Origin of the sequence: Denitrobaculum tricleocarpae, from assembly GCF_007004665.1 — a bacterium.
In the GTDB taxonomy this organism is placed as follows: domain Bacteria; phylum Pseudomonadota; class Alphaproteobacteria; order Kiloniellales; family Kiloniellaceae; genus Denitrobaculum; species Denitrobaculum tricleocarpae.
The window spans coordinates 350,072-362,694 of record NZ_ML660053.1 but is presented as its reverse complement, the minus strand read 5'-3'; the positions used below and the strand labels follow the sequence as shown (position 1 = coordinate 362,694).

At 58.3% G+C, this 12,623-nt stretch carries 10 protein-coding genes; 7 read left to right on the top strand and 3 right to left on the bottom strand.

The annotated features are described in order from the left end of the window. Positions 1-83: 83 nt before the first annotated feature. From FKG95_RS06535 to ppdK, 3 genes are read left to right on the top strand one after another with little or no spacing between them, the layout of a single operon-like run. The gene (locus FKG95_RS06535) at positions 84-1,022 is read left to right on the top strand and encodes a glycine--tRNA ligase subunit alpha (RefSeq protein WP_142895523.1); all 939 of its coding nucleotides are present in this window, start codon (positions 84-86) and stop codon (positions 1,020-1,022) included. Positions 1,023-1,026: 4 nt separating this feature from the next. Continuing rightward, positions 1,027-3,105 (top strand): glycine--tRNA ligase subunit beta, encoded by a 2,079-nt coding sequence (gene glyS / locus FKG95_RS06530; RefSeq protein WP_142895522.1) that lies wholly within the window; start codon positions 1,027-1,029, stop codon positions 3,103-3,105. A gap of 9 nt (positions 3,106-3,114) precedes the next feature. Further along, positions 3,115-5,784 (top strand): pyruvate, phosphate dikinase, encoded by a 2,670-nt coding sequence (ppdK, locus tag FKG95_RS06525; protein WP_142895521.1) that lies wholly within the window; start codon positions 3,115-3,117, stop codon positions 5,782-5,784. Between the two features lie 88 nt (positions 5,785-5,872). Here ppdK and FKG95_RS30380 read toward each other — a convergent pair whose 3' ends face one another. After that, positions 5,873-6,370 (bottom strand): methyl-accepting chemotaxis protein, encoded by a 498-nt coding sequence (locus FKG95_RS30380; protein ID WP_142895520.1) that lies wholly within the window; start codon positions 6,368-6,370, stop codon positions 5,873-5,875. 218 nt (positions 6,371-6,588) lie between these two features. Between FKG95_RS30380 and FKG95_RS06515 the strand changes: the two genes are divergently transcribed. Beyond that, the gene (locus FKG95_RS06515) at positions 6,589-7,911 is read left to right on the top strand and encodes a nucleoside recognition domain-containing protein (protein WP_142895519.1); all 1,323 of its coding nucleotides are present in this window, start codon (positions 6,589-6,591) and stop codon (positions 7,909-7,911) included. A gap of 78 nt (positions 7,912-7,989) precedes the next feature. On the opposite strand, the gene FKG95_RS06510 is transcribed toward FKG95_RS06515, so the two are convergent. Beyond that, positions 7,990-8,766, bottom strand: coding sequence for an O-methyltransferase (locus tag FKG95_RS06510; RefSeq protein ID WP_218940093.1), 777 nt, complete (start codon positions 8,764-8,766; stop codon positions 7,990-7,992). A gap of 329 nt (positions 8,767-9,095) precedes the next feature. Between FKG95_RS06510 and FKG95_RS06505 the strand changes: the two genes are divergently transcribed. The 3 genes from FKG95_RS06505 to FKG95_RS06495 all read left to right on the top strand — a co-directional run bounded on the left by FKG95_RS06505 (position 9,096) and on the right by FKG95_RS06495 (position 11,129). After that, on the top strand, positions 9,096-9,620 hold the full coding sequence (locus tag FKG95_RS06505; RefSeq protein WP_142895518.1) for a glycine cleavage system transcriptional repressor: 525 nt from the start codon (positions 9,096-9,098) through the stop codon (positions 9,618-9,620). A 199-nt stretch (positions 9,621-9,819) separates the two neighbouring features. Beyond that, a complete protein-coding gene (locus tag FKG95_RS06500) occupies positions 9,820-10,035 on the top strand; it encodes an RSP_7527 family protein (RefSeq protein WP_142895517.1) in 216 nt (71 codons plus the stop codon). A 353-nt stretch (positions 10,036-10,388) separates the two neighbouring features. Continuing rightward, positions 10,389-11,129, top strand: coding sequence for a creatininase family protein (locus tag FKG95_RS06495; RefSeq protein WP_142895516.1), 741 nt, complete (start codon positions 10,389-10,391; stop codon positions 11,127-11,129). 46 nt (positions 11,130-11,175) lie between these two features. Here FKG95_RS06495 and FKG95_RS06490 read toward each other — a convergent pair whose 3' ends face one another. Further along, on the bottom strand, positions 11,176-12,417 hold the full coding sequence (locus FKG95_RS06490) for an MFS transporter (RefSeq protein WP_142895515.1): 1,242 nt from the start codon (positions 12,415-12,417) through the stop codon (positions 11,176-11,178). Between the last annotated feature and the right edge of the window lie 206 nt (positions 12,418-12,623).

Below are 12,623 nucleotides of genomic sequence, written 5' to 3'. Positions count from 1 at the left end.
GCCTCCCGCCGCTTGATTCCCGCGCCTGCCGGGGATAAGGTGCGCCCCGTTTCGCAGCGCAACAAAAATGGGGCTTTAAGTCCGTGGCCGGTACAGTTCGTCCCGCAAATCCCGAAACCTGTTTTCAACGTCTGATCCTAAAACTGCAGGATTACTGGGCACGCCAAGGTTGCGTGATCCTGCAACCCTACGACCTTGAAGTCGGCGCGGGCACTTTTCACCCGGCAACAACCCTGCGCGCACTGGGCCCTGGCACCTGGAATACGGCCTACGTCCAGCCATCACGGCGCCCCACTGACGGGCGCTACGGCGAGAATCCGAACCGGCTTCAGCACTACTACCAGTTTCAAGTCCTGATGAAGCCCTGCCCGCCGAACAGCCAGGAACTCTACCTGGGCTCCCTCGATGTTCTGGGCATTGACCCAAAACTACACGATATCCGCTTCGTCGAGGACGACTGGGAGAGCCCGACGCTTGGCGCCTGGGGCCTGGGCTGGGAAGTCTGGTGCGACGGCATGGAGGTCAGCCAGTACACCTACTTCCAGCAGGTCGGCGGCATCGACTGCGACCCGGTCCCTGTCGAACTGACCTATGGGCTGGAGCGGCTGATCATGTACGTTCAGGGCGTCGAAAATGTGTATGATCTGGATTGGGACGGCATTCCCAAGGACCAGGGCGGCAAGACCTACGGCGATGTATTCCTACAGGCGGAAAAAGAGTTTTCGACCTTCAATTTCGAGATCGCAACCACCGACATTCTCTTTCAGCATTTCGCGGACGCTCAGAAGGAATGCCGGCACATCCTGGAGTTCGGCCGTGAGAACGGCCGCCTCATGCCCCTTCCCGCCTACGATCAATGCATGAAAGCCAGTCACATTTTCAATCTGCTCGACGCCCGGGGCGTGATTTCGGTCACCGAGCGACAAGCTTACATCGGACGCGTCAGAGAGCTTGCGAAAGCCTGTTGCGAGGCCTGGTACGAGACTCAAATGGGGCACGACACCCAGAAGGATAAGGCGTAAAGCCATGGCCGAGTTGCTTTTCGAGCTCCTCAGCGAGGAAATCCCCGCCCGCATGCAAGCCAAGGCGGCGGCGGACCTGAAACGTCTGGTAACCGACCGCCTTAAAAGCGCGGGTCTCTCGGTATCGTCGGTGGAGACTTACGCAACGCCGCGACGCATTGCGCTGGCCGCCGAGGGCCTGCCCGACAAGCAGCCGGACGTCTCCGAAGAAAAGAAGGGCCCCAAGGTCGGCGCGCCGGAACAGGCCATCGGCGGCTTCCTGAAAGCCAACGGCCTGAGTTCCGTTGACGAAGCCGAGGTCCGTGAAACGCCAAAGGGCAATTTCTACTTTCTGGTCAAGGAGATTGCCGGTCAGCCGACCTCCGCTGTCCTGCCAGGCATTCTGATCGAATCGGTTCAGGCCTTGCCCTGGGCCAAGTCCATGCGCTGGGCCCGCACCGGATTCCGCTGGGTTCGGCCTCTGCATTCCATCATTGCCCTCTTCGACAGCAAACTGCTCGATGGGACGCTGGACCTGGGCAACGGCATGAGCCTGCCCTTCGGCGACAGCACGCTCGGGCACCGCTTCATGAGCGACGGCGCGCCCATAACGGTCACCGGTTTCGCCGACTACAAAAGCAAGCTGGCCGCAGCCAAAGTGATGCTCGATCCGGCGGAACGCCGCCGGACCATCGCCGAGGCCGCCGCAAAAATCACGTCTGCAGAGGGACTATCCCTCAAGGCGGATGATGCCTTACTGGACGAAGTCAGCGGGCTGATCGAATGGCCGGTGGTCATGATGGGACAGATCGACGAGGACTTCATGTCCCTACCGCCGGAAGTCCTTTCCACCTCCATGCGCAGTCATCAGAAGTACTTCTCGGTTCAGAATGGCGATGTCCTCGCCAACCGCTTCGTCTTCGTCGCCAACATGGAAGCCTCGGACGGCGGCGCGACCATTATCGAGGGTAACCAGAGGGTCCTGAGCGCCCGCCTCTCAGATGCCCGCTTCTTCTGGGACCAGGACCGGAAAGACCCTCTCGCCAGCCGCACGACCGCGCTATCGGATATCGTGTTCCACGCCAAACTGGGCACCCTCGACCAGAAGGTGGACCGGGTGGAAGCGCTGGCTGCCGAGCTCAGCGCCTACATTCCCGGCGCAGATAAGGACCGTGCCCGCTCCGCTGCGCGCCTCGCCAAGGCCGATCTGGTCACCGGTATGGTAGGTGAGTTCCCGGAACTGCAGGGCATCATGGGCCGCTACTACGCACTGCAGGACGGGGAGCATACCGAGGTTGCTCAGGCTATCGCAGAGCACTATGCCCCGCTCGGTCCCGGTGACGCCTGCCCTTCAGCGCCGGTTTCCGTGGCCGTGGCTCTGGCCGACAAGATTGACATCCTGACCGGTTTCTTCGCGATCGATGAAAAACCAACCGGCTCCAAGGACCCCTACGCCCTGCGCCGCGCTGCGCTTGGTGTCGTGCGCCTGATCCTGGAGAACGGTCTGCGGCTGCCCTTGACGAAAGTCTTCGACGCGGCGCAGAAACTCTATCCCCATCTTGAGGCCACATCAGTCGGCCCGGACCTCATGGCATTCTTCGCCGACCGCCTGAAGGTGGTCCTGAAAGACAAGGGCGTGCGCCATGATCTGGTCACGGCGGTTTTCGCCCTGGGTGGCGAGGACGACCTTGTGCGCCTGCTGGCACGGGTTGACGCGCTGGGATCCTTCATCGACAGCGAGGACGGTGCGAACCTCTTGATCGCGTTCCGGCGTGCCGCCAACATTGTGCGCATCGAGGAGAAGAAAGACGGAACCCTCTACGATGGAGCCGTCGCGCCGGAGGCGTTTGCCCAGGACGAGGAACGCGCACTTTTTGAAGCACTTGAGCAAGGTTCCGCGACTGCAGCAGCGGCCTTAAGCCAGGAAGACTTCACCGCAGCCATGGCTGCGCTCGCCAAGCTGCGCAAGCCGGTCGACAGCTATTTTGACGAGGTCACGGTCAATGCGGATGACGCCGGCCTCAGAGCCAACAGATTAAGACTTCTTTCCCGTATTGGTGCGACCTTGGGTCAGGTCGCTGATTTCTCCAAAATTGAAGGGTAATCGAATTCAATGACTAAGTGGGTCTATAGTTTCGGTGCCGGTACCGCAGATGGCAGCGCCGACATGAAAAACCTTCTGGGTGGCAAGGGCGCCAATCTGGCCGAGATGTCGTCGCTGGGGCTCCCGGTTCCCGCCGGTTTTACCATCACGACCGAGGTCTGCACGGCCTACTACGACAACGACCGCCGTTATCCCGACGAACTCTCCGGCCAGCTTGACGAAGCCCTGGCGAAGATCGAGGCGCAGGTCGGTGTCAAGTTTGGCGATGCGAAAGATCCCCTGTTGGTTTCAGTCCGCTCCGGCGCCCGGGCCTCCATGCCCGGCATGATGGATACCGTCCTCAACCTGGGCCTAAACGACGAAACCGTGCGCGGCCTTGCAACGGCCTCGGGCGACGAACGCTTTGCCTACGACAGCTACCGGCGTTTCATCCAGATGTTCGGGGATGTGGTTCTGGAAGTCGACCACCATCACTTCGAGGAAATCCTTGAACTGCATAAAGAAGATCGCGGTTATTCCATGGACACCGACCTGAACGCCGAGGATTGGCGCAAGGTAATCGAAGGGTTCAAAGCGAAGATCGTCGAGGAAACCGGTGAGCCCTTCCCGCAGAATCCGAAGGATCAGCTCTGGGCCGCGGTTTCGGCTGTCTTCGGCTCCTGGATGAACCAGCGCGCCATCACCTACCGGCGGCTCCACGCCATCCCGGCCTCCTGGGGCACAGCCGTCAACGTACAGGCGATGGTGTTCGGCAACATGGGAGACGATTGCGCGACCGGCGTCGCCTTCACCCGTGACCCCTCGACCGGCGAGAACATCTTTTACGGCGAATATCTGGTCAACGCCCAGGGCGAAGACGTCGTTGCCGGCATCCGCACACCACAGCACCTGACCATTCAGGGCAAGGTAGCCAACGGTTCCGACCTGCCCGCCATGGAAGAGGTCATGCCGGAGGTCTTCGGGCAGCTCAACGACGTGCGCCTGCGTCTCGAGAAACACTACCGTGATATCCAGGACGTTGAATTCACCGTGCAGCGGGGCACGCTCTATATGCTGCAGACCCGTGCCGGGAAGCGCACCGCGCCCGCCGCCCTGAAAATCGCCGTTGATTTCGTGAACGAGGGTCTGATCACGAAAGAAGAAGCGATCAGCCGGGTTGATCCGGCTTCGCTGGACCAGCTGCTGCATCCGACACTGGATCCGGACGCACCACGCCACGTTCTCACCCGCGGTCTGCCGGCTTCTCCCGGAGCCGCCTCCGGAAAAATCGTCTTCAGCGCCGATGCCGCCGAGAAGCAGGCCGCCGCCGGTGATACCGTCATACTTTGCCGGATCGAGACCTCGCCGGACGACATTCACGGTATGCATGCCGCCAAGGGCATTCTGACGACGCGCGGCGGGATGACCAGCCATGCTGCCGTGGTTGCCCGCGGCATGGGCCGCGCCTGTGTGGCCGGCGCCGGTGAGCTTCGCATCGACTACAAAACAGGCGTGCTGCGCACCCGGACCGATGAACTCCGCGAAGGTGATCTGATCACCATCGACGGCGGCAGCGGCGAGGTCATGAAAGGCGAGGTTCCAACACTTCAACCCGAACTCTCCGGTGACTTCGGCATCCTCATGGGATGGGCGGACTCAATCCGTCAGATGGAAGTGCGTGCCAACGCCGACACTCCGACGGACTGCCGGACAGCACGCGATTTCGGCGCCGAAGGCGTCGGGCTTTGCCGTACCGAGCACATGTTCTTCGAGGGCGAACGGATTGTCGCAGTCCGCGAGATGATCATGGCGGACAATGAGCGCGAGCGCCGCGCCGCGCTGGCCAAGATCCTGCCCATGCAGCGTCAGGATTTCATCGAGATCTTTGAAATCATGGACGGCTTACCAGTCACCATTCGCTTGTTGGACCCGCCTCTCCATGAATTTTTACCTCATGGTGAAGCTGAACTGGCGGAGTTTGCAGAGGCCTCGAACATGCCGCTCGATATCGTGCGAAGCCGGGCCGGCAAGCTGAACGAAAACAACCCCATGCTGGGTCATCGCGGGTGCCGCCTCGGCATCTCCTACCCGGAAATCTATGAGATGCAGGTTCGGGCGATCTTCGAAGCCGCCGCCCATGTTTCAAAGGAACTGGATAAATCGGTCGAGCCGGAAGTCATGATCCCGCTGATTGCGGTCAAACGGGAAATCGAGATCCTGAAAGAGCTGGTCGACCGGGTCGCACAGGAAGTCATGGATGCTGAAAAGACCGAGATCAAATATCTCGTCGGTACCATGATCGAGTTGCCGCGTGCCGCTCTGCGTGCCAGCGAAATCGCGGAAGAGGCCGAGTTCTTCAGCTTCGGCACCAACGACCTGACCCAGACCACCTACGGCCTGTCACGCGATGATGCGGGCAGTTTCCTCGGCACCTACGAGCATCGCGGAATCATTGAGCAGGATCCCTTTATCTCGCTCGATGACGAAGGCGTGGGTGAACTCGTAAGTATCGCTACGGAGCGCGGCCAGGCGCAGCGGCCGGATATCAAGTTGGGGATCTGCGGCGAGCACGGCGGTGATCCCTCATCGATCCACTTCTGTCAGAAAGTCGGGCTCGACTACGTTTCCTGCTCCCCCTACCGGGTGCCGATCGCCCGACTGGCAGCCGCCCAGGCAGCCTTGACCGCAAAGAGGCAGTAGGCTGAAGCGGCCGTTCTAACCAATACAAAAAAAGCGGGCCAGACGTCGCATCTGACCCGCTTTTTTCTCGAAGACTTCTCCTGTGGTCCTACATCAGGACCCCACCCTGTGCGGATGCCTCGGAAGCTTGAGGTGCGGCGGCTTGGGGCGTGGGGGCAACTTGCGGTGACGGTGCTGCCGCAACAGGCGCACTGATCTTTGGCGCAGGATCATTGCCTGCCTGCGGCTGAGCGGATTCGCCGCCGAGCGCAGCGCGTGCGGAATGACTGCGCGATGTCAGGCGTTCCGCCTGATCGGTCAGGGTCTTCAGGGTTTCACTGATTTCAGACGTCGCGGCAGAGGTTTGATTGGCGAGCTGTTTGACCTCGCCGGCAACCACAGCAAAGCCTTTTCCGGCCTCGCCGGCGCGCGCCGCCTCGATGGTGGCGTTGAGCGCGAGCAGATTGGTCTGCTTTGCGATCGCGTCGATCTGCTGAGCAACCTTGCCGACCTTCTGAATTTCCTCGCTCAGAATACGCGATTCTTCCTCGATGCTCTCAATGACATCGACGACTTTGTCGAAACCTTCATTCGCTGCAGTATTCATATTAACGGACCGGCCGGCTCCCATAGCTTTGCTGATTGTAAGACGGCGACAAGCATCGCGCACGTCGGAGGGCCTGAGAGATACCAGTTCCGACTTAACAGCCTATTAAGCACACATATGAAGTACCGAGTGTCTGCTCGTATTCCGTCTTCTGGCCCGAATCCGGACCAGCATGATAAGCAAGGTGCCGTGAAAACTTCAGGCGTGGTCATCCAGCCGTGAATGGTATCTTCTTCGCGATCGTTGTTATCGCTTTCACTGTCGCAGGCATCCGCCAATTCACTTGGGATCCACGGGCTGGTGGCTCCAGCCCCATGGAAGTGCTCTCTATCGGCATGATTGATGCCGCCGGTGGTGCCGTTACCCTGGCCATCGGCCTGGTGGGCGCAATGGCGCTGTTTCTAGGCTTGATGAAGGTTGCCGAAGCCGGCGGCCTCCTGACAATCATTGCAAAAACTCTTCGCCCCCTGATGATCCGGCTGTTCCCGGAGGTACCTGCTGACCATCCGGCCATGGGCGCGATCGTCATGAACCTGTCGGCCAACGCCCTTGGCCTCGGGAATGCGGCAACTCCGTTTGGCATCCGTGCCATGGAGGAACTGGATAAACTCAATCCCAATCCCGGTACGGCAACCAATGCCATGGCGCTGTTTCTCGCGATCAACACCTCCAGCGTCACGCTTTTGCCCACAGGTGTCATTGCCCTGCGGGCCGCCGCAGGTTCACAAGACCCCGCGGGTATCCTGCCAACCACGCTCTTTGCCACGATCTGCTCAACGACGATTGCTATCCTGGTCGCCAAGCTCTGCCAGAACCTCTGGCCTGCGAGCCCCGGTTCCGCCAACGCCGATCAGCCCGCCGCCGAAGCTCGCAGAGAAGAGCGGGTTCAGCAGGAATATGCGCAGGATGTCAGGGCCATGGCTGAGCGGGCCGAAAAGAGCACCTATCCCTTTTGGGTTTCCGCCCTCGCCCTGGCGACGATCCTGTGCCTCGTGCCGGTGACGATTTTGTTCGGACAATCCATCTCGCCCTGGATTATCCCCGGCCTGATGGTTGCGCTGCTGGGGTTTGGGGTGGCGCGCCGCGTCGCGATCTATGAGGTTTTCGTTGAGGGCGCAAAGGACGGTTTCCAGGTGGCGCTTCGCATCATCCCGTATCTGGTCGCAATCCTGGTCGCGGTCGGCATGTTCCGCGCGAGCGGCGCCATGGAACTGATGATCGAGCCTTTAGGCCAGGTCACGCAGTTGTTTGGCTTGCCGCCGGAAGCCCTGCCGATGGCCCTGCTTCGCCCCCTGTCCGGCTCTGGAGCTTACGGGATACTGGCTTCGATCATTGAAAACCCGGCCATCGGTCCGGATAGCTACACAGGCTATCTCGTCAGTACTTTCCAGGGATCGACCGAGACGACGTTTTATGTCCTGGCCGTCTACTTTGGTGCGGTTCAGATCCGCCGGATCCGTCATGCGCTGGTCGCTGCACTGGCTGCAGACGCCACCGGGGTCGCCGCCGCGATCGTCATCTGCACCTTGCTCTATGCCTAGATCAATCCAGTTTGGATCGCTTAAGGTGATTCGCGTCAGGGCGCGCCGGTAGACTGCAGGTTTTCGACAAGCCGAGGCTTAAGCCTTTTCCGGCTTGGCGAGGGAAATACAGCCCTTTTCGCAGTACCGGTAATTCTCCTCAAAGGACGGGAACTCCCTGCGCCAGGCCGCAAGCGTGGCCTCTTCCTCCATCCGATTCGCATCGTCCGCAAACACGGTTCCACCCTCCGATAATCGTGTGAATAGCCGCGCACCGGCGGGATAGCGAGCCATATCGCCAACGAGATGTGGAGGTCCATCAACGACCACCATGTCGATCTCGCCCTCAGGCAAACCGCTGTCGTCGTACCATGAGAATTGCCGGCCGTTGATGCTGTGGCTGGTCAGAGGCGCGTGCACAACTGTCGCCCACTCGCTCAGGCCTTCGCGCTCAAGATTTCCGCGCGTAATGTCGGCGAAAGCCCCATCGTGTTCCAGGCTGTAGACATGTCCTTTACCGTTATCCCGCATGCAGGATGCAAGCACGAGCGTCGAGACCCCTGAACTGCATTCCACGATCGTGACGGGCTTCTGCTCACGCGCATGACGCGCCACGATCAACAGGAAATCAGGCGACGCCGCCCAGCCGCGGGTTGGCGGCAGGTGATGTTTCAGTGACAGCTCGCTTTCAAGTGTGTCGAGATTCTGGCGTTGCTGAAAAAGATCGATCAGATCTGTTTGTTGGATTTTTCGGACCAGAAACAGCAATTCACTGACGTTATTGTCGATACGCCGGACTTTGTAGAAGCAGTAAGACAGCAAACCCAGTACGGCCAGAAGCACAAGAAAAATCACGGCAAACAATTGATACTGCATACAAAAACACTTTCCCAACCACCAAGAAGGATATCCTAGGAGCGCCGTGAAAGATCGGCACAATCGATCTCAACAGAGCAAAAATAGCATACTAAGAGTATGACTTATTTATATTATTTCAGAGTACTACAATAACTTTTTACAATCATTAATCGGAGCTGCATGCCGCTTCACAGTGATCCAGACAACGAGCTGACTTGCAGGTGATTAGCCCTGCGTTCCTGGATGCGTTCCCGAATTTTCTAACGCACTACATAACGTCTGTCCCCTAGTCAATAAGCCGCATAGACTATCTTGAAGGGGAATAGCAATCAGAGGAGATCTGGGCTATGGCAACATCATTGGTTTTAACCATTCTAGGAGACGACAAACCTGGTTTTGTTGAAGTCCTGGCCAGCGCCGTCACAGCCAACGGCGCAAACTGGCTCGAAAGCCGTATGACCCATCTGGCAGGCAAGTTTGCCGGGATCGTGCACATCGAAGCCCCTGAGCAGGAACTGAGCGCAGTCTCCGCCGCTTTGAAGGCTCTCAGCAGCCAGGATCTCCAGATTGTCGTCGAACAGAGCGGGACAGTCTCTGCGACAGGCAATCACAGTACGCACGTACTCGAGCTCACAGGATCCGATCACCCGGGTATCGTTCACGATTTCACCCGGGTTCTTGCCGGCAGGAAAATCAGCATCGAGGAGCTGATAACAGATACGGACAGTGCCTCCATGGCGGGCGGCAAGGTTTTCCGCGCAACTGCCGTCATCCGCGTGCCCGAAACCGTTGACGTTACCGATCTGCAGAACGATCTGGAAGAACTCGCGAATGACCTCATGGTTGATATTTCTCTTGGGGAGGACCCGTAATTCGGCATAGAAGCTATGACAATCCTGCATGGCAGCAATTCACAAGATTAACGGAATATTATCATATTTCTAGATACTTAGGTGTTGATAATAATCAGCCGAGTTGCTAAATATGTTGCACCGCAATAATAATAGGTCCGAGAACGGGCCCTCCGGGATGAGAAACGCCTCTGACATAAATTCGGAGGTTACCATGTCAATGCATGAAGATTTTACGGCGCCGGTATCGCGCTATGATGACCTGTCACCTGACACGATCCAGTATCACATCGCCCGCGCCCGCGTGTTAAGAAGCCAAGCCTTCACCGCGCACATCGCAGCTATCGCAAAGTTCGTCATGAAGCTGTTCACACGCCACGCCGACAAGGCGGAGACTGTCCCCGGTTCTAACGGTTTGGCTGCAAACCAGAGCTGATTCCCGGTCAGACACAGATCTTGAAGAGGCCTCCGTTCGACGGGGGCCTTTTTTTTGCAAAAAAACCGAAGCCGAAAACCAAGCTTCGATCTGATCCAACACACTTCCGGCAAGAATTGTTTTTTAAATTTCCCGCTAACACAAAACAAAATTAACGCTACTTCTTCAATTCACTTAGCCAACCCAAATCATTGCAAGATATTTTAGTGAAAAATACAATCCTAGGTCACTTGACGATTCATAGACGTTAGTTCGAATATCGCCGCCCGACAGTGACAACACTGTTTGCGGTACGAATTCAGATAATCGGACATGTCTTGGTCAAGCCATCAACAGGTAGACTTCTTGAAGAAATGACCTGGCCGGAAGCTGCTGAGCGCTTCGCGGCAGGCGCAGTCGTGGTCATTCCGGTTGGTGCCGTTGCCAAGGAACACGGACATCATCTGCCGCTGAATGCCGAATACCTGATTGTGAAAGAACTTGTGGACGGCCTCACAGTCACTCTTCCGATTGTCGCGGCGCCGGTGGTTTCTGTGACCTATGCACCTGTTTTCAAAGGCTACCCAGGCAGTCAGCATATTGCCGCCGATACCTTTATCGCAATGATGACCGAGCTCTTGGCGAACTTGGTCGCACAAGGGGCGAGACACATTGCGATCGTTAACAGCGGTGATTCGACGGAAGGTCCTCTTCGGCTTGTGATCAATCAGTTCTTCGACCAGACATCTGTTCGGGTTGGCCTTTCGAACCTGCGGCTTCTTGGTCGCGACCTCGACGGCATTTTAGAGCAGGACCAGGGCGGGCACGCCGACGAGCGGATGACCTCGATGATGCTCGCCATTGCCCCCGAGACTGTTCGCATGGAACGCACGCGCCCTGACTACGGCCGGCGACCTACCGCCAATCGCGCTTTTACGCAGCCTGTCCGCTTCTCAAGTGACAAGGATGCGGAAGATATCGATTTCAGCGAGACAGGCATTATCGGCGACCCGACGCTAGCCACAGCGAAAAAGGGCAAGCGCCTGCTTAATGAGATCACGGAACAACTGAGCGAAGGCCTTCGGGACCTCTTTCCGGACATCGACAAGGTTTGATGGCTGCCGGTTGGTTGGACCAACTGCCTGAGACGCACGCTCGTCTTCAAATCGCTTTCGGTCTGGCAAGCAAAGCAGCCAGCAATGCCAACAGCATCGCACCCGCCGCCGCATAAAAAATCCAGGGCGTCTGCCCCTGGTCGAGGATCCAGCCGAAAAGCAGCGGCGCAATGGCTCCACCGACATTCATTCCTGAGGTCACAAACCCGAATACCTTGCCAACTGAGCCTGCGGGCGCTGCAGCACGTACCATGATGTCGCGCGACGGGCGGATGGCGCCATTCATGAGACCGGCCAAGGCAATCGAGGCTGAGACCGCCAGGATCGGCAACCAGCTACTCCCGACCAACACCAAAGCGGCGGCGGCGATGCAAAAGCCGGCAACAATGACCAGGTCGTGCCGTTTGGTCCGGTCCGCGATCAAGCCCCCCAACAGTACACCCCCCGCACTGCAGGACAGAAAGACCGTCAGGACAAGATTCGCGGAGTCGAGAGAGGTGTCGTAGAGATCGACAAGCGCGACGACCGTAAAACTGTTCAGGCCGATGGCGGCAACGGACGCCATGATCATGTAGCAGAAAAGCAATAGCATCGGCGCCGTAAAGAGAAGCCGGATGTTCCGGTGGTTTCCGCCCGCATCCTTTTCGGCCTTCATACTCGGGTCCGGCTGACCGCCGCTCCCACCTGAGGAGGAACCGGTCTCCAAAACACGTCCGAAAAGCAGTATCGCCCCGAGCACAAGGAGGCCGCAAAGACCGACCGCGACAAGCGCCGGTCGCCAACCCCAGAGCGCCGTCAAGGTGATCATAATGGTTGGCGCAATCGCCCAGCCCAGATGTCCGCTAAAGGTATGCAGACTGAAGGCCCGGCCCAAGACCGTGTGTTCGACACGCGCAGAGAGTATGGAGTAGTCCGCCGGATGAAAAACGCTGTTGCCGCCCCCCAGAAGCAGCATCATCGCCAAAAGTGCGGAATAGCTCGAGGTCAGGCCGCTCAGAATAACCGCAGCACTCATACAGCCGAGTCCCGTCAGCAGAAGCAGACGTGGTCCGAAGCGATCGACCAGGAACCCGACCGGAACCTGTACAAGACCCGTCGTGACGCTCGAGACCGTCAGCAGAAGTCCCAGCGCTGAGTAGGAAACCCCAAATTCACGCTGCAGAAGCGGAAAGAGCGGTGGCAGGACGATCACGTAGAAGTGCGCCAGAAAATGACCGGATGAAACCAGGCCGATTACCTTTGTCCGATCCGATAGCCTGCGCTTACGCTCCGCCGCGGCAAGGGTCATACCAGTTCCATTCCGTCATTTACTCTACAAATCCGCGGTCCCCACAACCGCTACCAGCGCGCTCTCTGTTGAAGCCCCGCAACAACAGCCAAGGGAAGAGGTTGCAGGTAAACAACGAAACCGAAAATTGCATCAAAAAGATTTCCGTACCTACTTGACGGAGACGGGTCACATGTCATTTATGATCCCATGTAAACTACACAGTG